Genomic DNA, 18,319 nt, shown 5'->3' with positions numbered 1-18,319 from the left:
CAATGCTGGGCTTCGGCCTCGCGATCGAGCCGCAGCTGTGGGCGCTGCTGTTCGTGATGGTGCGCGTGGGCGCCGCGTTCGTCGCCGCGCCGGTGTTCGGCAACGTCTCGGTGCCGGTGCAGGTGCGCGTCGCGCTGTCGGGCGCGGTGGCGATCTTGGTGCTGGGGACGAACACGATCGCGGTGCCACCGACGGTGTTCGCGCTGTCGACCTTCCTGTCGGTCGCCGCGGAGGCGCTGGTGGGCCTGGCGCTCGGCTTCGTCGTGCAGATCGCCTTCGCCGCGCCGCTGGTCGCGGGGGAAATCATCGGCGGGTCGATGGGGATCGGCTTTGCCAGCATGATGGACCCGACCACCGGCCGTTCCAGCCCGGCGGTCAGCCAGTTCCTGTCGATCCTGCTGACACTGCTGTTCCTGTCGCTCGACGGGCATCTGGTGCTGGTCGACATGGTCGCCAAAAGCTATCGCGCGCTGCCGCCGGGTGCGGCGTGGATGACCGCGGGGCAGATGCGCGACATCGCGATGTTCGGCGGCTACGCTTTCCTCGCCGGGCTGCTGCTGGCCTTGCCGGTCGGCTTCCTGCTGCTGTGCCAGAACATCGTCATGGGGATGCTGTCGCGCTCCGCGCCGGCGCTCAACCTGTTCTCGGTCGGGCTGCCCGCCAGCCTGGCGGTGGGGGTCGTCACGCTCGGCATCGCGCTGCCCGCGATGGGCGACTACATGCAGGTGATCGTGCGCGAGGGGCTGGCCGCGGCGCAGAGCCTGGTGCTGCTGACGACGGGAGGCTTCTGACATGTCGGAAGAAGCCGCCGGCGACAAGACAGAAGCCCCAACCCAGAAGCGCAAGGACGACGCCCGCGACAAGGGCGATATCCTCAAGAGCCGCGAATTCGCCACCGCGCTGGTCGTGCTGGCGGGCACCGCCTGGATGATCTTCTTCGGCCCCGGGCTGATCGCGGCGTGCCGCGCGGTGATGCGTGCCAGCTTCACCTTCGGGCGCACCGACGTGGAGGATTTCCAGCCGTTCCGCCCGCTGGTGGAGGCCGGGTGGAAGGTCGCGCCGCCGGTCGCGATCCTGTTCGCGATCACCATCGCCGCCGCGGTGGTCAGCCAGGCGGGGCTGGGCAGCCTGCGCTTCAACGCCTCGCTGATGGCGCCCAAGTCGCAGCGCATCAATCCCGCCAACGGCCTCAAGAAGATCTTCGGCATGAGCGGCTGGACCGAACTGGCCAAGTCGATCCTGAAGGTCGTGCTGCTCGGCGCGATCGGCGCGTGGATGATGTGGAAGACCGCGCATTTCAGCTTCGGCCTGGCCGCGTCCAACCTGCCGGTCGCGCTCGCCTCGCTGGGGGAGACGCTGAACGGCGTCATGCTGGCGATGGCCGCCGGGCTGGTCGGGATCGCCGCGCTCGACGTGCCGACCCAGATCCTCCAGCTGCTGCGCAAGCTGCGCATGACCAAGCAGGAGGTGAAGGACGAGAACAAGGAGAGCGAGGGCAATCCCGAGATGAAGGGCCACCTGCGCCAGAAACAGCGCGAGGTGCTGTCGGGCGGCATGCGCAAGGCGATCGCGGAGGCGCATGTCGTGCTGACCAACCCGACGCATTTCGCGGTCGCGCTGCGCTACGATCGCGGGCGCGACCAGGTGCCGGTGGTGGTCGCCAAGGGCCGCGGTGCGACCGCGCTGGCGATCCGCGAGCGCGCGGGCGAGATCGGGCTGCAGATCCTCGAATATCCCGCGCTGGCGCGTGCCGTCTATTACACCAGCCGCGAAGGGCAGGAGATCCGCGACGACCTGTACCTGGCGGTCGCTACCGTGCTGGCGTTCGTGTTCGGCCTCAACGCGCAGGCCGGCGGCACGATGCCGCCGATCGACGTCCCCCCCACCGCACGGTTCGACGAAAATGGCATCCAGCAGGCATAAAGCCCGCCGCCGTCCGGTCGTTTAGAAAGGACGATCATGGCTACCGTCAGCAGCACCAGCAGCAGCTCCGCGACGAGCACCACGTCCTCGGCGACGACGGCCAAGACGTCGGCGGCGGCGCTGGCCAGCAAGACCGCCAAGTCGCTGCTCGATTCGCTCAACGGCAGCGACAATATCGACACCGGCGCGCTGGTCGGCCAGCTGGTCGACGCGCAGTTCGCGACCCGCAAGGCGCAGCTGGCGGCCAAGAGCGAGCAGCTGACCGCGCAGATTTCCGGCGTGTCGACCATCAAGGACACGATCGCCACCTTCACCAAGGCGGTGAAGTCGCTGGCCGACGGCGGCACGCTGACGTCGCAGCCGGTCAGCAGCAACGGCGCGGCGGTCACCGGCACGACCATTTCGGGCGCGTCGATCGCGGACCTCAACACCACCATCAAGGTGAACGCGCTCGCCACCGCGCAGGTCAGCGCCAGCGCCAAGGTGACCTCGCCGGGCACCGCGACGTTCGGCACCGGCACGCTGACGCTGAAGCTGGGCACCGCCACCTACGGCAGCGACGGCCAGATGACCGGCTTCACCACCGGGACCAACGCCGACAATTCGCCCAGGTCGTTCGACATCACGATCGACGGCACGAACAACACGCTGTCGGGGATCGCCGCGGCGATCAACGCGAAGAAGACCGGCGTCACCGCATCGGTGCTGACCGATGCCGACGGATCGGCGTTCCTGTCGCTGAAGGGCGCGACCGGCACGCAATCGGCGTTCCAGCTGACCGCCGATGATCCGGCCAGCGCGCTGGGCAAGTTCGACGTGCGCGCGCGTACCGCCAGCGATACCGCCGCGCTGCCCACCAAGCTGACCGGGCAGGCGGCCAATGCCGTCCTGGACGTCGACGGCGCGCGCGTCGAGCGCGCCTCGAACGAGGTGACCGATCTGGTCGCGGGGGTGAAGCTGTCGCTGACCGGCACCGGCACCGCGACGCTGACCGCCAAGCGCCCCACGAGCGCGCTGACCGACGCGGTCAAGGCGTTCGTCGAAACCTACAACCAGGTGCTGGCGGTCGTGAAGGAACAGACCGACCCGATCAACGGCAAGCTGCGCGGCGATACCGCGGCGCGCGCGCTGCAACGTTCGCTCCAGTCGCTGTCCAGCACCACGCTGCTGCCCAACGCGGCGACCGGCGCGCCGGCCTCGCTCGCCGCGATCGGGGTGCGCACGCTCAAGGACGGCACGCTGGAGGTGGACGACAAGGCACTGTCGGCGGCGATGACGCGCGCGCCCGACGCGATCGAGGCGATGTTCGCCTACAGCCCGGTCAGCAAGACCGGCCTGTACCAGGTGATGCAGTCGATCCAGCTCAACAGCAGCAGCTCGCTCTACGGGCTGGGCGCCTCGACCAACGCCTATCGCCAGGCGCAGGCCGATCTGACCAAGCGGCAGACGACGCTGGACGATCAGGTGACGCGCACCACCGATCGCATGACGCAGCAATTCTCCAGCATGGGCGCGCGCGTCAACGCCTACAAATCGACGCAATCCTTCATGGATCAGCAGATCAAGACCTGGACGAAGGGCTGACATGGCATACGCATCCGCCCTGTTGCGCGATCCGGCGCGCACCTATCGCGACATCGACCTGGCCGGGCGCACCGCCGCGGCCGATGGCCCGGCGCTGGTCCAGCTTCTGTACGAAGAACTGATGCAGGCGCTGCGCGTCGCCGCCTGGGCCGCCGACCGCGATCAATATACGACCAAAAGCGAGCGCGTGACCCGCGCCACCGCGATCCTGTTCGCGCTGGAGGCCAATCTGGATTTCGAGCGCGGCGGTTCGGTGTCGCAGGCGCTGGCACGCTTCTACGCCGGCTGCCGCAAGCAGGTGGTGGAGGCCGCGATCGGATCGAACGGCGACCGCTTCCGCGCCGTCGCCGCCGAGCTGGAAGAGATCGCCGGCGCCTGGCGACAGGCCCGCGCCGCGTGACGGGCGGGCGCCGGGCCAAGGCCGTCACCCGGACGTAAACCCTCCGTCATGCCGGACTTGTTCCGGCATCCACGGTTCCCCGAACGCACCAGCCGCTGCTCTTGCCATACCATGGACCCCGGCCTTCGCCGGACTCTTCGGCTTCGGTCGGGAAAGCCCTGTTCCGGCATCCATGTCTCCGCATACCGGCAAGCACCTGCTTTTGCGGAACAGTGGACCCCGGAACGAGTCCGGGGTGACGAAGGACCGCGGCAAGCCCCGCGCTCAGCCGCGGAACCAGTGCCGCCGCAGGAAATAGATCGTCACCCCCGCCGCCACCGCGGCGCACATCCCCATCACCGCGTCGAACGCCCAGGGTTCGTCGGCATAGGGCAGCCCCTTCACGTTCATCCCGTACAGCCCGGTGATGAACGTCAGCGGCAGGAACACCATCGCGACGATCGCGATCACCAGGCTGCGCTGGTCCAGCTGTTCGGCGCGCAGGTCGGTCAGCGCCTCGTGCATCAGCGCGGCGCGCTCGCGGATCGCCTCCACCTCCTCGGCCATGCGCGCGGCGCGATCGGCGGCGGCGGCCAAATGCGCGCGGTCGTCGTCGGCCAGCCAGTCGCCCGGCAGCGCCGCCAGCCGTTCCAGCGCGGTGCGCTGCGGGTTCAGGAACCGGCGATAGGTGATCGCCTCCGACCGCACCTTCGTCACCCCGCGGCGCAGTTCGAACACCCGGTCGGTGCGCAGCCCCTGTTCGCAATCGTCCAGCCAGTCGCCCAGGTCCGCGACCACCGGGTCCAGATCCTCGGTGATCGCCGTGGCGAAGGCGGCGATCAGGTCCCCGGGATCGCGCAATTCGCCCGCCTTCATCTCGGCGACGACATCGCCCATCGCGACCAGATGCTTGCGCGTCACCGACACGACGCGCCCCTTCGCGGCCCAGATGCGGATCGACGCCAGCACGTCGGACGATCCCACCTCCTCGTCGGTGCGCCCGCGCAGGTTGACGAACGCGCTGTCGCCCATCTTCTCGCACCGCGGGCGCGTTTCCCCGGCGGTCAGCGCATCGACGACATAGGCGGGCAGTTGCGCCTCGTCGCGCAGCCACGTCTGCGCATGGTCGGCATTGGTGGTCAGGTGCACCCAGACGAACGGCGCCCCGCACGTCAGCGCGCCGGCGACCGGCACCTGCTCGGCCTTGCCCTCGGCGGTGATCCGCCACGCATAACCGCTCATCGCATCATCGCCACGTCGACCACCTTCTCCCCCGCCGCCGCCGTCGCCGGGGGCGCATCGGTCGCCTCGCGCGCGGCGTCGGCGCGCGCGCGGTCCAGGATCGCGCGCGGCACGTCGGCGCGGTGCGTCACCCGGTCCGCCCCCGCCAGCCAGCGCGCGTGACGCAGCGTCAGGTCGTCGGGGTCGGGCGAGGCGAGCACGATCCGCCGCACCACCCCCGCACCGTCCTGCCCCGTCAGCGCCCCGGCCACATCCGCCCCGTCGTGATCGACCAGAGGGTCGAGCGCGCCGCCCGGCGCCAGCGCCGCCGCGATCGCGCGCCGCCGCGCCGCGCCATCGGGAAATCGCGCGCGCACCGTATCACGCGCCGCGTACAGCCCGCGCGCCAGTTCGCCCAGCCCGGCGGGCAGCATCCCCTCCAGCCGCTGGCGCAGCGCCGCCGCCAGCCCGGCGGAAACTCCGCCGGTGCCGATCGCGACCAGCACCGGATCGCGATCGACGATCGCGGGCAGCGTGAAATCGCACAGCGCCGGCCGGTCGACCGCATTGACCAGCACCCCGCGCGCCTTCAGCCGCGCGACCGCCGCATCGTCGTCGGCGACGATCGCCAGCACGGCGGCCGCATCGTCCTCGCCGACGATCCGCGCGCCGGCGCGTTCCAGCAACCGGCGCTTGGCATCGGCCGCCTCGCCGTCGCCCACCAGGATGACGGCGCGCCCCGCCAGCCGCACGAACAGCGGCAGGCTGTGCAGCGGGGCGGGCGCGCTCACGCGGTCACAGCCACTCGGGCACGCGCTCCGCGGCCAGGATCGTCTCGGCGGCGATCCGGTCGGCGACCACGGCATAGCGATCGCCGTCGACCAGCACCTCGGGCACCAGCGCGCGGCTGTTGTAGGTCGACGCCATCGTCGCGCCATAAGCGCCGGCGGTGCGGAACACCGCCAGATCGCCCTTCGCCACCCGGTCCACCTCGCGCGCCATCGCGAAGGTATCGCCGGTCTCGCACACCGGGCCGGCGATGTTCGCCATCATCCGTTCGCCATCGGGGGTCACGGCCGCGAAATCGTGCCATGCGTCGTACAGCGCCGGGCGCGCCAGATCGTTCATCGCCGCATCGACGATGACATAGGGGTGGACGACGCCGGGCTTGACCCAGATCACCTCGGTCAGCAGCACGCCGGCATTGCCCGCGATCGCGCGCCCCGGCTCGAACATCAGCTTCACGTCCCAGCCCCTGGTCGCGCGCGCCACCATCGCGCCGTAATCGGCCAGCGTCGGGGGCACGTCGCCCGCCTTGTACGCCACGCCCACGCCCCCGCCCAGGTCGACGCGCGCGATGCGGTGGCCCGCGGCGCGCAGCTCGTCGACCAGCCGCTTGACCCGCGCATAGGCCGCCTCCAGCGGCGCCAGGTCCATCAGCTGGCTGCCGATATGGATGGCCACGCCCTCCAGCGACAGGCCCGGCAGCCCCGCCAGCCGCGCGAAGATCGCCGGCGCCTGGTCAATCGGCACGCCGAACTTGTTCTCCTTGCGCCCGGTGGAGATCTTGGCGTGGGTGCCCGCGTCGACGTCCGGATTGACGCGCAGCACCGCGGTCGCGGTCAGCCCGCGTTCGGCGGCCAGCCGGGCGAGGACGACGCCCTCCTCCTCCAGCTCCAGGTTGAACTGGCCGATCCCGGCCTCCAGCCCGCGCACCAGCTCCGCCTCGGTCTTTCCGACGCCGGAAAAGACGATGCCGTCGGCGGGCATCCCGGCCGCCAGCGCGCGCGCCATCTCGCCGCCCGACACCACGTCCGCGCCATAGCCTTCGTCGGCCAGCACGCGCAGCACCGCCAGATTGGGATTGGCCTTGATCGCATAGGCCAGATGCGTGTCGGGAACAGTCGACAGGCCGTCGCGGAACTCGCGCGCGCGCTGGCGGAACGCGGCGGCGGAATAGACGTAGACGGGGGTGCCCACCTCGGCGGCGATGCGCGTCATCGGCACGCCTTCGCACCACAGCGCGCCGTCCTGGTAATGAAAATGATCCATGGTCGTCCGTATCGGGTCAGCTCGGGGGCAGGTCGAACGCGTCGTTCTGCCGTTCCTGCGAGCGGGTCATGATCTCGCTGTTGCGTTGCGGGCGTTCCTGGACTGAGGGGGTCAGGAGGTCCGCGACGGTCGGCGTCGCAGGGGCGCCATACGGCGCTGCGGGCAATTGCTCACCCGCGGCGGGTTTGAGCGCCTGCGTCGATCCGCACGCCGCCAGCGGCAGCGCGGCACCCAGCAGCAGCAGCGGGAGGAGCCGCCTCACGCCCGCGCCTCGCGCGCGGCGCGGATCGCGGCGCGGACATTGTCGGGGGCGGTCCCGCCGAAGCTTTTGCGGCTCGCCACCGATGCGTCGACGGACAGGACGCCGTACACCGCCTCGGTGATCCGCGCGTCGATCGCCTGCAGGTCCGCCAGCGGCACCGCGTCCAGCGTGCACCCCAGCGCCTCCGCCCGCGCCACCGCGCGCCCGGTGATGTGGTGCGCCTCGCGGAACGGCACGTTGCCCTCGCGCACCAGCCAGTCGGCCAGGTCGGTGGCGGTGGCATAGCCGCTTTCGGCCAGCCCGCGCATCCGGTCGGTACGGAACGTCGCGCTCTCGACCATCCCGGTCATCGCCGCGATCGAGATCGCCAGCAGGTCGTGGCATTCGAAAACCGGCGGCTTGTCGTCCTGCATGTCCTTCGAATAGGCCAGCGGCAGCCCCTTCATCGTCACCATCAGGCTGACGAGGCAGCCGGAAATGCGCCCGGCATGGCCGCGCACCAGCTCGGCGGCATCGGGGTTGCGCTTCTGCGGCATGATGCTGCTGCCGGTCGACCATTGATCGGACAGCGAAACGAAGCCGAACGGCTGCGACGCCCACAGCACGAATTCCTCCGCCAGCCGGCTGAGGTGGAGCGAGCATTGCACCGCCGCCATCAGGTAATCGAGCGCGAAGTCGCGGTCGCTGACCGAATCGAGGCTGTTGCGCGTCGGCCCGTCGAACCCCAGCGCCGCGGCGGTCGCCTGCCGGTCGATCGGGAAGCCGGTGCCCGCCAGCGCCGCCGATCCCAGCGGGCACAGGTTGCCGCGCGCGCGATTGTCGCGGAACCGGCTGACGTCGCGCGACACCATCTCGTGATAGGCCATCAGGTGATGGCCCAGCGTCACCGGCTGCGCCGACTGAAGGTGGGTGAAACCGGGCATCACGCTGCCGGCATGTTCCTCCGCGCGCGCCAGCAGCGCATCGTCCAGTGCGGCTAGCGCGGCCAGCACCTGATCGGTCGCATCGCGCACCCACAGGCGGAAATCGGTCGCGACCTGGTCGTTGCGGCTGCGCGCGGTGTGCAGGCGCCCGGCGGCGGGACCGATCGCATCGGACAGCCGCGCCTCGGTCAGCATATGGATGTCCTCCATCGCCAGATCGTCGGGCACGCCGTCCGCGGCATAGCCGGCGGCGACCTGTTCCAGCCCGGCGTCGATCGCGGCGACGTCGTCGGCGGCGACGATCCCCTGCGCGCCCAGCATCGCGACATGCGCGCGGCTGCCCGCGACGTCCTGTCGCCACATCCGCTTGTCGAAGGGAATCGACGCGTTTATCTCACGCATCACGGCCGCCGGCCCTTCGGCGAACCGCCCGCCCCACATCTGGTTGGAACCGCTCATGGCCTCCCGCGTCGCGATCGTCTGTCTCCTGGGGGTCGCCGTCGCGACCGCGGCCTGCGATAGGGCGTCACCGGGCAACGGGCAAGCACAGGCGGACACCACCGCCGCCACTGCCGCCGCCAGCCCGGACGAAGCCGCCCCCGCAAGCACGGGCGCGAAGGCGGACGCAGGGGCCGACAAGGTCGATCGCAGCCACAAGGGCGAAGCCGCCCCCGACGTCGCCTTCGCCGCGCCGGGCGGGAAGGAAGGACCGACGACGCTCGCGGCGTTCCGCGGCAAGCCGGTGCTGGTCAACCTGTGGGCGACGTGGTGCGCGCCGTGCGTCAAGGAAATGCCCACGCTCGACGCCGCCGCCGCGACGCTCGGCGACCGCGTGCCGGTGCTCGCGATCAGCCAGGACATGGACCCGGCGAAGGCGGTCGCCTTCCTCGACCAGCGCAGGTTCACGCACCTGCGCCCGTATCTCGATGCCAAGCTGGGCCTCAGCCTCGCCTATGGCACCAACCTGCCGACGACGATCCTGTACGGCGCGGACGGCAAGGAGATCTGGCGCGTGACCGGCGACCTCGACTGGACCGGCGCGCAGGCGAAGGGGCTGCTGGCCGAGGCCGCCTGACCGGGGACGGATCGCGGGCGCGACGGGCGTAGCGGCACGCTGTCGCCCGCGCAGGAACACGACGTCCGCCGCACGCCCCCGGGTATTACCGCATCCCCTCGTCCGCCGCGCGGCGGCGCTGCGTCTCCGACGTGCCGTCCCGCTCGCGCGCCCGCTCGCGCAGGTCGGCACCGGCATCCTGCAGCGCGGCGCCCGCATGGTCGCGCGCGTCGTCCACATGGCCGCGGATATCGCGCTGCAGGTCGTCGGACGCGCGGTCCAGCCGGTCGGCGGCGCGGTCCAGCGAGCGCGCAGTCGCGGCGTCCAGCTGGTTGGCGACGGTGCCGGTCAGCGCATCGACGCTGTCGACGACGTTGCTGGTCGCGGCATGGACATCGGCGGCGATGGCATTGCCGGTACGTTCCGCATGGTCCTCCACGCGATCGCTGCACCCCGCCAGCGACAGCGCGGCGGCAGTGGCGACGGACAGGATGGCGAACGGCTTGACGGTCATCGGGTCATCTCCTTTGCCGATGCCCAATCCGCGACGCGGGGGTTTCGTTGCGCCCCCGTCCTGCCGCTTCCCGTGGCCGATCGCCTAACCGGCTGCCTGGATCACATCGTCCAGCCGCGCGCGCAGCGTGCGCGGCGCGCACGGCTTGGCGCAGACCAGCGCGCCGGGATAGCGGTCCTCCAGCCCCTGGCGGTCGGCATGGCCGGAATGGAAGATGATCGGCACGCCCGCCTGCGCCAGCCGGTCGGCGGCGGGGAACACCTCGCCATCGCGCAGCCGCACGTCGAGGATCGCGCACAGATAGAAGCCCGGCGGCTGGCGCTCCATCGCGTCCAGCGCCTCCGCCAGCGAACCGTACGGCCCGTCCACCGACAGGCCCGCGTCCTCGACCGTCATCTGCACGTCCAGCGCCACGAACAGCTCGTCCTCCACGAGCAATACCGGCTTAGCCATTCGCCAGCACCGTCTCCGGCAGCCGCAGCGCCAGCGTGAAGCGGTCGTCCTGCGCCGCGCGCGTCACCGTCGCGCCCAGCTGGCGGGCGGAGGTATCGACCAGCAGCGTGCCGAAGCCGTGGCCGCCGGCGCCGCGCTCGCCATCAGGCGCGCCGCCGCCACGCTCCACCCAGTCCAGCACCACGCCGTCCCCGTCACGCCGCCAAGTCACGTCCAGCCTGCCCTCGCTTCCTTCCGCCAGCGCCCCGTATTTCACCGAATTGGTCGCCCACTCGTGCAGCATCAGCGCGAGCGAGGAGAGGCACTTGCGGTCGATCCGAACGTCCGGGCCGGCCACAACGATCCCGGCATGGTCGCGATAGGGCGCGATCGTCGCCGCGACCAGATCGGCCAGCGCGATCGCCTGCTGCTCGCCGGTGGGAGAGGCGAGCGCATGGGCGCGCCCCAGCGCCGCGATCCGTTCGCGCATGTCGTCGGCGAAGGTGCGCACGTCGTCGTGGCTGCGCGCCGCGGTGCTCACCATCCCGCCGATGATCGCGAACAGGTTCTTCACGCGATGGTTCATCTCGCGCAGCATCAGCTCGCGGGTTTCGGCGACGGCATATTCGGGGGTCACGTCGATCGACACGCCTACCATCCGCCGCGGGGCGGCGCCCGCGATGGTGCGCCCGAACCCCTTGATCCAGCGTGTCTCGCCGTCGGGCGTCAGCACGCGGAAGCTCGCCTCGAAATCCGCCTCGCCGCGCTCGGCGATGCGCAACGCCTCCTCGACGCGGGTGCGGTCCTCCGGGTCGACGCGGGCGAGCAGCCCGTCGACCGGCATCTCCGGCACGCCCTCCACCCCGAACAGCGCCTGTTCCGCGCCGTCCAGCACCGTCTGGCCGCTGTCGGGGCAATATTCCCACACGCCGATCCCGCCCGCGCGGATCGCCAGCCCCAGCCGCTCGCGCTCGTCGGCCAGCTGGCGTTCCAGCGCCAGCGCGTCGGTGAAGTCGGTCAGCACCAGCGTCGCGCCGTCGGTGCGGCCGTTCTGCAACCGGTAGGGCAGCGTGCGCAGCGCGAAGGTGCGCGTGCCGTCGCGGCTGGTGACGCGCCGCTGCGTCGCGGGCGCCCCGGCGGCGACCGCGCGCGCATCGGCGACGTAATCGCCATCGTCCAGCCCGCTCGCCACATCGGTCAGCGGGCGGCCGCGATCGACCGGCTGGAGCGGGAAGATCGCGGTCGCGGCGGCGGTATAGTTGCGGATGCGCAGGTCGGCGTCGACGACGACCACCGCCAGATCGGTCGATTCGAAGAAATTGCGCAGGTCGGCATTGGCGACGGTCAGCTGGTCGACCTTGGTCTTCAGCTCGTCGTTGACGGTCGACAGCTCCTCGTTGGTCGACTGGAGCTCCTCGTTCATCGACATCATTTCTTCGTTGGAGCTCTTCAGCTCCTCGTTCGCGGTCTCCAGTTCCTCCACCGCGGAACGCAGCCGGTGGCGCGTCAGCCGCAGCTCGTCCTCCAGCGCCTCCAGATGATCGTCGCCCTCGGCCAGGTCGACCGCGTCGGGATCGTCGGCGGGGCGGAACGGGCCGGCATCGCGGAATACGAACAGCAAGGTGCCGTCGCCCAGCGGGTCGCACACCACCTCCACCGGCTGGACGCCGAACTCGTTCGCCACCTCGACGTCGCGCGCCACCACCCGGCGGCGGCCGTCGCGCGCCTGGCGCAGCAGCGGGCCGATGACGTCGCGCAGGCCCGGTCGCGCCAGCGTGATCGCGCTCGATCCGCCGGTCCGCGATACGGGGAAGTCGAAATAGCGGCTCAGCCGGCCATGCGCGGCCAGGATCGCGCCGTCCTGGTCCAGCACCATGCTGGCCGGGGCGTAGCGATCGACCAGCCGGCGCATCGCGGCCTGATCCTCGGGCAGCGCGCCCGCGCCGTCGCGCTCGGCGCGATCGCGGCGCGGCGCGGCCTGGCGAAGCCCGCCGGGTAAGTCGATCGGATAGGACGGCGCGCCCGGCGAACGCGCGAACAGCCGCGCGTGCCGGTCGATCGGCGGGAACAGATGCTCGAACCGCCCGACGCTTTCCGACGGCCCCAGGAACAGGAAGCCGCCCGGCCGGATCGCATAATGCAGCAGCGGCAGCACCGTCTGCTGCAACCGGTCGTCGAAATAGATCAGCAGGTTGCGGCACGACACCAGGTCGATGCGCGAAAACGGCGGATCCTTGACCAGGCTGTGGTTGGAAAAGCGGATCAGATCGCGGATCGCGGTCGTCATCGTGAACCGCTCGCCGTGCGGCACGGTATAGCGTTCGCGCAACCCCGCCGGAATGTCCGCCAGCGCGGCGACCGGATAGGTGCCCTCGCGCGCGATCGCCAGCATCTGTTCGTCGATGTCGGTGGCGAAGATCTGCACCGCCGTCGGCTCGCCCGCCTCGCGCGCGGCCTCCGCGAACAGCATCGCGATCGTGTACGCTTCCTCCCCGCTCGAACAGCCGGGAATCCACACGCGCACGTCCTCGCCCGGCTCGCGCCCCGCCAGCAGCGGCACGATCGCCTCGGCGCGCAGCACCTCGAACAATTCGCCGTCGCGGAAGAAGCGCGTGACGTTGATCAGCAGGTCGCGGAACAGCGCCTCGCATTCGTCGGCATCGCTGCGGATCCGCGTCAGGTAGCCGCGCCCGCTGTCGATGCCCAGCACGTGCATCCGCCGCTCCACCCGGCGGATCAGCGTCGATCGCTTGTAGCCCGAAAAGTCGTGCCCGACCGCCTGGCGCAGCACGCGGCACAGATCGTCGACATGATCGGCGACCACCGTCGCCTCGCGCTCCAGCGGGTGGCCGGTGCGCCGCGCGAAGAAGCTGGTCAGGCAGGCGATGATCTCGCCGGGCGGGCGCACGTAATCGACCAGCCCGGTGCCCACCGCCGATACCGGCATCCCGTCATAGCGCGCGGTTTCCGGCTGCTGGACGACGCATACGCCGCCGTTCTCCTTCACCGCGCGCAGCCCCGTGGTGCCGTCCGCGCCGGTGCCCGACAGGATCACGCACGCCGCATCCGCCTGCCGGTCGATCGCCAGCGACTGGAAGAAATCGTCGATCGGCCGGCGCAGCCCGCGCGGCTGCGCGAAATCGGTCAGTTCCAGCACGCCGTCGCGGATCGCCAGCCCGTGGCCGGGCGGGATGATATAGACGCGGTCCGGCTCCAGCCGCTCACCGCCCTCGCACTGCAGCACTTCCAGCGCGGTGTGCCGGTCGAGCAGCTGCGCCAGCATGCTTTCGTGGTTGGGGTCCAGGTGCTGGACGATCACGAACGCCATGCCGGTGGCCCCGCGCACCGGCGACAGCATGTCGCGCAGCGCCTCCAGGCCGCCGGCCGATGCGCCGATGCCGACGACGGGGAACGCGGCCTTGCCGGTCATGGGCGTGTCTCCGTCGGGTCGGTCGTGCGAATCGCCGCTCACGGGAAACGCATGTCGTCGAGCTCGGCCAGCGTCAGCTTGGCCTGTGCGATGGTGGCGGCGGTGTTGCCGATCGTCATCAGCGACCCTTCCAGCACCATGCCCGATTCGGCGACCAGCGGGGTCAGCCGCGACAGCGTCAGCCCCAGTTCGCGGTCGTAATCGGCCAGCATGTCCGGCTGCGCGTGGCTGACGTCGAATTGCGAGGCGAAGATGAACGGGATCGACCCGTCGCCCGCACGCAGCTTCGACATGTACAGAAGGTTCACGAACGGTCGCCCGTCCTTGCGGAAATTGACGATCGGGGTGCGCACGTTGACGTGGCGGTCGTCGCCCAGGAATTCGTGGATCCGCTCGCGCGCCTCCGCATTGGGCGCGTCGCGCTGCAACAGGCGGCAGTTCTTCCCCACCACCTCTGCCGCGGTATAGCCGGTCAGCGCCTCGAACGGCGCGTTGACGGTCAGCAGCGCATGATCGTCGGTCACGCCCGCGATCGCCAGCGCGACCCGCGAATCGCGGCAATAGTCCGACAGATGACGGGGAATAATCTGGTTCACACTCACGCCCTTAACGTGGACTAATCGCGAGCGCGAGAACAGTTCCCGTCGATCGCCGCCAGCGATCGAAATCGGCGGGGCGCGTTGGCGTTCAGCGGGGAAAGGATTGGATGCCCGACAAGGATTCGAACCTTGATTGACGGAGTCAGAGTCCGCTCTCTTACCATTAGAGGATCGGGCAACGAGGCGGCGCGTCTAGCGGCTGCGGCCGCGGCGGTCAACCCCCGTCGCCGCTGGCCGCTGCGCGCGCCTTGCCGCGCGGCGGGGGAGCGTGTAGCCTTGGGATCAAGCACCGCCCGGCAGCGCGCGCCTTTCCGTCACGCGACGCCGGCACGGCAGACAGAAGAAAGTGGACGGCAATGGTGGACGTCACCGCCCAATTGCCGCGCCGGCAGGGACAGCGCCCTGCCCGTTCGGCCCCCCATTCGCCGTCGCCCGCGCGCGGCGGCCCGCGGCATTATGCCGCGCTCGACCTTGGCACCAACAATTGCCGGCTGCTGATCGCGCGCCCGCAGGGGGACGGCTTCGCAGTCGTCGACGCCTTTTCGCGGATCGTGCGGCTCGGCGAAGGACTGTCGGCGAACGGCGCGCTGTCCGATGCGGCGATCGAACGGACGATCGCGGCGCTGCGCGTGTGCGCGGACAAGCTGAAGCGCCGCAACGTCCGCCTCGCGCGGTCGGTCGCGACCGAGGCGTGCCGCCGCGCCACCAACGGCGCGGCGTTCATCGCGCGGGTGCTCGACGAAACCGGGATCCATCTCGACATCATCTCGGCGGAGGAGGAGGCGCGGCTGGCGGTGCTCGGCTGCCACGCACTGCTGGAACCGGGGACCGGCCCGGCGCTGGTGTTCGACATCGGCGGCGGCTCGACCGAACTGGTGCTGGTCGATGCCGACACCACCGTGCCGCGCGTGCGCGACTGGCATTCGGCGCCCTGGGGCGTCGTGTCGCTGACCGAAAGCGCGGGGGGCGGCGGCTCGGCGGAGGAACGCGCCGCGGCCTATCGCCGGATGCGCGCGCTGGTCACCGAAAGCTTCGCGCCCTTCGCCGCGCGGCTGCCGCGCCCGTCGGGGATGTTGCGGCTGCTGGGCACCAGCGGCACGGTGACGACGCTGGCCAGCGTCCATCTGGGGCTGGAACGCTACGACCGCGCACAGGTCGACGGGCTAATCGCGCCCGCCGCGGCGATGCGCGCGATCAGCCAGGAACTGGCCGGCATGTCGCTGGCGGAACGCGCGCAGCTGCCGTGCATCGGGCGCGAGCGTGCCGACCTGGTCGTCGCGGGCTGCGCTATCCTCGAAGGGATATTGGACCTATGGCCCGCGCAGCGGCTGGGCGTCGCCGATCGCGGCATCCGCGAAGGCATCCTGCGCCGGCTGATGGAAACCGGAGCGTAAGGGCGGATCATGCGGGGAACCGGAGCGGGGCGCCAGCGCGTCAAGACCGCGCGCAAGCGCAGCGCACAATCGACCCGCTGGCTCGCGCGCCAGCTCAACGACCCCTACGTCCACCGCGCGCGCGCGGAGGGCTATCGCAGCCGCGCCGCGTTCAAGCTGATCGAGCTGGACGAACGCTTCGGCCTGCTCAAGGGCGTGAGGCGCGTCGTCGACCTGGGCATCGCGCCGGGCGGGTGGAGCCAGGTGGTCCGCCGCCAGGCACCCGCCGCCGCGATCGTCGGCATCGACCTGCTGCCGGTCGATCCGATCGACGGCGTCACCATCTTCGAGATGGATTTCATGGCCGATGAAGCGCCCGGGGTGCTGATGGAGGCGCTGGGCGGCGCGCCCGACCTCGTCATGTCGGACATGGCCGCCAACACCGTCGGCCATCCGCAGACCGACGCGCTGCGCACCATGGCGCTGGTCGAAACCGCACTCGCCTTCGCGATCGACGTGCTGCGCCCGGGCGGCACCTTCGTGTCGAAGGTCTTCGCCGGCGGCGCCGACGCCGCGCTGGTCGCCGAAATGAAGCGCAACTTCACCACCGTCAAACACGCCAAGCCGCCGTCGAGCCGCAAGGGCTCGGTCGAATGGTTCGTCGTCGCGCAGGGGTTCAAGGGGCGGACCGAAGTGGCGGTGGATTAGGATTGGCTGGTGCCGTTTCGACAAACGGAACGTGATCGGCTTGTATGCGCAGCGCTCATCCACCCGGCGAGGCGCGGGTGAAGATCGCGGGATAAGCCCCTTCGGCAGTACCGCCACCAACGCACCCAGAAAAAGCGACACAAATGTCACCCAATGAATAGACCCCTTGTATGATGTTTTTTTGGAGTTGTAGAGAGGCGGAATGATTGATCCCAACGCACCTCCGGCGACGGTCGCAGACAGCGACTTCGAGACACTCGAAGAAGCCAAGGTGACGGTTAAGGAAAAGTGGCAGGGGGCAGTGAACGAGGGGTCAGGTTTCGTTGCGGTCCCGATGTCTCTGCTACGGTTACAGTCGAAGTACAAACTGACGCCTACCGAAATGCTGGTGCTTATCAACCTGCTGGCTCATTGGTGGGATCCAAAGCGACCTGTTTTTCCGCGATCAACAACGATAGCAAAGCGCATGGGAGTCGATCTTAGAACTATCCAACGCGCGACGCGAAAGATGGAAAAGGCCGGACTGATTGAGCGTGACAAGTTGGCAGATGGCAAACGAGTGTTCTCGTTTGACATTCTTGCCAAGCGCCTGGCTCACGATATGCCGTTGGCCTTCGCTGCTCAGGGGCAGGAGACATTCGGATCATGAGAGGCTAATGACTAGTCGCCCCACCCTTGCCGCTAAGACAGCCGCTATTCCGCCGGAACGGCGAACGAAAGCTGCTGCCAAGGTCGTGGGATCGAGTCCAGCACCGGCTGAGCACTCTACGCGCACCGTAACCATTCACCGGGACGAAGGCGCCGTAGTCAGATGGGCGCTGTTCGGGACAGCCGCAATCATCTTCTCGCTGGCGGTCCTGCTTATCGCCTACCGCGGCCAGTCAAACTATCCCTGCTCTGCGGTCATTTCAGCTATTCACGGCAGGTGACGGATATCTGTCTACGCACACGCGCGGCGGCCTTGTTGGGCAAAGGCTTTACCGCACCACCGTTTTCCTTGAGAAGCCGTTCAGCTTGTCGAGGGGGCGGCGAGGGTCGCGCGCGCGCTTTGTGACGAGGCTTCCACAGGCTTAGCCTATCCTCAGCGCAAAGGTTGGGAACATCCCCCACAACGAAACGGGCGCCGGTGTTGCCACCGACGCCCGATCCTTGTCAGCGATATGCCGCCCGGCTTACGCCGCCTGGGGCAGCGCCGCCTTGGCCTGCGCGATGATCGCGGAGAAGGCTTCGCCCTCGTGCATCGCGATATCGGCCAGCACCTTGCGGTCCAGTTCGACGCCGGCCAGCTTCAGGCCGTGCATGAACTGGCTGTAGGTCAGCCCTTCGGCGCGGACGCCGGCGTTGATGCGCTGGATCCACAGGCCGCGGAAGGTGCGCTTCTTCACCTTGCGGTCGCGATAGGCGTACTGGCCGGCCTTCTCGACCGCCTGACGGGCGACGCGGATCGTGTTCTTGCGACGACCGCGATAGCCCTTGGCCTGTTCCAGGATGTTCTTGTGCTTGGCGCGAGTGGTTACGCCCCGCTTGACGCGTGCCATATCTTATTCCTCCTCGTCGCTCAGTTCAGGCCGTACGGCGCCCAGGCCTTCACCGTCGCGGTGTCGGCCTTCGACAGCACCGTGGTGCCGCGGTTCTGGCGGATGTACTTGCCGTTGTGGCTGATGAGGCGGTGGCGCTTGCCGGCGACGCCGTGCTTGAGCTTGCCGGTGGCGGTGAGCTTGAAGCGCTTCTTGACGCCGCTCTTGGTCTTGAGCTTGGGCATTTTGGTCCTTTCGTTAAGAGCGATGAGGCTGGACGGCCGCGGCAGCCCTTGATGGCCGGGCCGTCGTCAAGCACCTGTCGCTCGAGAAGCGGGCCGCCTAGCC

19 protein-coding genes and 1 tRNA gene are annotated in these 18,319 nt (G+C 69.7%); 8 read left to right on the top strand and 12 right to left on the bottom strand.

Features of this window, described 5'->3' with window-relative positions:
• Positions 1–2: 2 nt before the first annotated feature.
• From fliR to COA07_RS13020, 4 genes are read left to right on the top strand one after another with little or no spacing between them, the layout of a single operon-like run.
• Positions 3–791 (top strand): flagellar biosynthetic protein FliR, encoded by a 789-nt coding sequence (fliR, locus tag COA07_RS13035; RefSeq protein ID WP_066711943.1) that lies wholly within the window; start codon positions 3–5, stop codon positions 789–791.
• A gap of 1 nt (position 792) precedes the next feature.
• Positions 793–1,923 (top strand): EscU/YscU/HrcU family type III secretion system export apparatus switch protein, encoded by a 1,131-nt coding sequence (locus tag COA07_RS13030; protein WP_066711941.1) that lies wholly within the window; start codon positions 793–795, stop codon positions 1,921–1,923.
• A gap of 36 nt (positions 1,924–1,959) precedes the next feature.
• The gene (fliD, locus tag COA07_RS13025; RefSeq protein ID WP_066711939.1) at positions 1,960–3,507 is read left to right on the top strand and encodes a flagellar filament capping protein FliD; all 1,548 of its coding nucleotides are present in this window, start codon (positions 1,960–1,962) and stop codon (positions 3,505–3,507) included.
• A 1-nt stretch (position 3,508) separates the two neighbouring features.
• A complete protein-coding gene (locus COA07_RS13020; protein ID WP_066711938.1) occupies positions 3,509–3,907 on the top strand; it encodes a flagellar export chaperone FliS in 399 nt (132 codons plus the stop codon).
• 264 nt (positions 3,908–4,171) lie between these two features.
• On the opposite strand, the gene COA07_RS13015 is transcribed toward COA07_RS13020, so the two are convergent.
• Genes COA07_RS13015 through argH form a run of 5 tightly spaced genes read right to left on the bottom strand, consistent with a single transcriptional unit; the run spans position 4,172 to position 8,785 of the window.
• The gene (locus tag COA07_RS13015) at positions 4,172–5,128 is read right to left on the bottom strand and encodes a CorA family divalent cation transporter (RefSeq protein ID WP_066711937.1); all 957 of its coding nucleotides are present in this window, start codon (positions 5,126–5,128) and stop codon (positions 4,172–4,174) included.
• Complete coding sequence (locus tag COA07_RS13010) at positions 5,125–5,880, bottom strand: precorrin-2 dehydrogenase/sirohydrochlorin ferrochelatase family protein (protein ID WP_096641202.1); 756 nt, start codon at positions 5,878–5,880, stop codon at positions 5,125–5,127. The genes COA07_RS13015 and COA07_RS13010 overlap by 4 nt, the downstream gene beginning before the upstream one ends.
• A 22-nt stretch (positions 5,881–5,902) precedes the next feature.
• Complete coding sequence (gene lysA, locus COA07_RS13005) at positions 5,903–7,159, bottom strand: diaminopimelate decarboxylase (protein ID WP_066711792.1); 1,257 nt, start codon at positions 7,157–7,159, stop codon at positions 5,903–5,905.
• 16 nt (positions 7,160–7,175) lie between these two features.
• The gene (locus COA07_RS13000) at positions 7,176–7,421 is read right to left on the bottom strand and encodes a hypothetical protein (protein WP_066711793.1); all 246 of its coding nucleotides are present in this window, start codon (positions 7,419–7,421) and stop codon (positions 7,176–7,178) included.
• Entirely contained in the window at positions 7,418–8,785 is a 1,368-nt protein-coding gene (argH, locus tag COA07_RS12995; protein ID WP_066711797.1) for an argininosuccinate lyase, read from the bottom strand. The genes COA07_RS13000 and argH overlap by 4 nt, the downstream gene beginning before the upstream one ends.
• Positions 8,786–8,801: 16 nt before the next feature.
• Here argH and COA07_RS12990 point away from each other — a divergent pair, with 16 nt between their 5' ends.
• Entirely contained in the window at positions 8,802–9,419 is a 618-nt protein-coding gene (locus COA07_RS12990) for a TlpA family protein disulfide reductase (RefSeq protein WP_066711794.1), read from the top strand.
• Positions 9,420–9,504: 85 nt separating this feature from the next.
• Here COA07_RS12990 and COA07_RS12985 read toward each other — a convergent pair whose 3' ends face one another.
• The 5 genes from COA07_RS12985 to COA07_RS12965 form a co-directional block, all read right to left on the bottom strand.
• Entirely contained in the window at positions 9,505–9,912 is a 408-nt protein-coding gene (locus COA07_RS12985) for a hypothetical protein (RefSeq protein WP_066711795.1), read from the bottom strand.
• Positions 9,913–9,996: 84 nt separating this feature from the next.
• Positions 9,997–10,365 carry a response regulator gene (locus COA07_RS12980; protein WP_066711796.1) on the bottom strand — a complete coding sequence of 123 codons (369 nt, stop codon included), beginning with the start codon at positions 10,363–10,365 and terminating at the stop codon, positions 9,997–9,999.
• Entirely contained in the window at positions 10,358–13,774 is a 3,417-nt protein-coding gene (locus COA07_RS12975) for a chemotaxis protein CheB (RefSeq protein ID WP_096641150.1), read from the bottom strand. Before COA07_RS12975 ends, COA07_RS12980 begins: the two co-directional genes overlap by 8 nt.
• A gap of 38 nt (positions 13,775–13,812) precedes the next feature.
• Positions 13,813–14,370: a PAS domain-containing protein gene (locus COA07_RS12970; protein ID WP_066712013.1), complete on the bottom strand. Its 558-nt coding sequence runs from the start codon at positions 14,368–14,370 to the stop codon at positions 13,813–13,815.
• A gap of 107 nt (positions 14,371–14,477) precedes the next feature.
• A tRNA-Gln gene (locus tag COA07_RS12965) sits at positions 14,478–14,551 on the bottom strand.
• Positions 14,552–14,729: 178 nt separating this feature from the next.
• Between COA07_RS12965 and COA07_RS12960 the strand changes: the two genes are divergently transcribed.
• The 3 genes from COA07_RS12960 (at position 14,730) to COA07_RS12950 (ending at position 17,103) form a co-directional block, all read left to right on the top strand.
• On the top strand, positions 14,730–15,767 hold the full coding sequence (locus COA07_RS12960; protein WP_066712015.1) for a Ppx/GppA phosphatase family protein: 1,038 nt from the start codon (positions 14,730–14,732) through the stop codon (positions 15,765–15,767).
• Between the two features lie 9 nt (positions 15,768–15,776).
• Positions 15,777–16,454 carry an RlmE family RNA methyltransferase gene (locus COA07_RS12955; protein WP_066712017.1) on the top strand — a complete coding sequence of 226 codons (678 nt, stop codon included), beginning with the start codon at positions 15,777–15,779 and terminating at the stop codon, positions 16,452–16,454.
• A 202-nt stretch (positions 16,455–16,656) separates the two neighbouring features.
• On the top strand, positions 16,657–17,103 hold the full coding sequence (locus COA07_RS12950; protein WP_083956957.1) for a helix-turn-helix domain-containing protein: 447 nt from the start codon (positions 16,657–16,659) through the stop codon (positions 17,101–17,103).
• Between the two features lie 523 nt (positions 17,104–17,626).
• Here COA07_RS12950 and rplT read toward each other — a convergent pair.
• Both rplT and rpmI read right to left on the bottom strand, forming a co-directional pair.
• The gene (gene rplT / locus COA07_RS12945) at positions 17,627–17,992 is read right to left on the bottom strand and encodes a 50S ribosomal protein L20 (protein ID WP_022687966.1); all 366 of its coding nucleotides are present in this window, start codon (positions 17,990–17,992) and stop codon (positions 17,627–17,629) included.
• Positions 17,993–18,012: 20 nt separating this feature from the next.
• Positions 18,013–18,216 (bottom strand): 50S ribosomal protein L35, encoded by a 204-nt coding sequence (gene rpmI, locus COA07_RS12940; RefSeq protein ID WP_066489358.1) that lies wholly within the window; start codon positions 18,214–18,216, stop codon positions 18,013–18,015.
• Positions 18,217–18,319: the final 103 nt, after the last annotated feature.

Source organism: Sphingomonas adhaesiva, from assembly GCF_002374855.1.
In the GTDB taxonomy this organism is placed as follows: Bacteria; Pseudomonadota; Alphaproteobacteria; order Sphingomonadales; family Sphingomonadaceae; genus Sphingomonas; species Sphingomonas adhaesiva.
This window is presented reverse-complemented; position numbering and strand designations above follow the sequence as displayed.

Excerpts from the sequence above, each read along its gene's own strand:
- fliR (WP_066711943.1), top strand. The coding sequence starts at position 3 with ATGCTGGGCTTCGGCCTCGCGATCGAGCCGCAGCTGTGGGCGCTGCTG.
- COA07_RS13030 (WP_066711941.1), top strand. The coding sequence starts at position 793 with ATGTCGGAAGAAGCCGCCGGCGACAAGACAGAAGCCCCAACCCAGAAG.
- fliD (WP_066711939.1), top strand. The coding sequence starts at position 1,960 with ATGGCTACCGTCAGCAGCACCAGCAGCAGCTCCGCGACGAGCACCACG.
- COA07_RS13020 (WP_066711938.1), top strand. The coding sequence starts at position 3,509 with ATGGCATACGCATCCGCCCTGTTGCGCGATCCGGCGCGCACCTATCGC.
- COA07_RS13015 (WP_066711937.1), bottom strand. The coding sequence starts at position 5,128 with ATGAGCGGTTATGCGTGGCGGATCACCGCCGAGGGCAAGGCCGAGCAG.
- lysA (WP_066711792.1), bottom strand. The coding sequence starts at position 7,159 with ATGGATCATTTTCATTACCAGGACGGCGCGCTGTGGTGCGAAGGCGTG.
- argH (WP_066711797.1), bottom strand. The coding sequence starts at position 8,785 with ATGTGGGGCGGGCGGTTCGCCGAAGGGCCGGCGGCCGTGATGCGTGAG.
- COA07_RS12990 (WP_066711794.1), top strand. The coding sequence starts at position 8,802 with ATGGCCTCCCGCGTCGCGATCGTCTGTCTCCTGGGGGTCGCCGTCGCG.
- COA07_RS12985 (WP_066711795.1), bottom strand. The coding sequence starts at position 9,912 with ATGACCGTCAAGCCGTTCGCCATCCTGTCCGTCGCCACTGCCGCCGCG.
- COA07_RS12980 (WP_066711796.1), bottom strand. The coding sequence starts at position 10,365 with ATGGCTAAGCCGGTATTGCTCGTGGAGGACGAGCTGTTCGTGGCGCTG.
- COA07_RS12975 (WP_096641150.1), bottom strand. The coding sequence starts at position 13,774 with ATGACCGGCAAGGCCGCGTTCCCCGTCGTCGGCATCGGCGCATCGGCC.
- COA07_RS12960 (WP_066712015.1), top strand. The coding sequence starts at position 14,730 with ATGGTGGACGTCACCGCCCAATTGCCGCGCCGGCAGGGACAGCGCCCT.
- COA07_RS12955 (WP_066712017.1), top strand. The coding sequence starts at position 15,777 with ATGCGGGGAACCGGAGCGGGGCGCCAGCGCGTCAAGACCGCGCGCAAG.
- COA07_RS12950 (WP_083956957.1), top strand. The coding sequence starts at position 16,657 with ATGATTGATCCCAACGCACCTCCGGCGACGGTCGCAGACAGCGACTTC.
- rplT (WP_022687966.1), bottom strand. The coding sequence starts at position 17,992 with ATGGCACGCGTCAAGCGGGGCGTAACCACTCGCGCCAAGCACAAGAAC.
- rpmI (WP_066489358.1), bottom strand. The coding sequence starts at position 18,216 with ATGCCCAAGCTCAAGACCAAGAGCGGCGTCAAGAAGCGCTTCAAGCTC.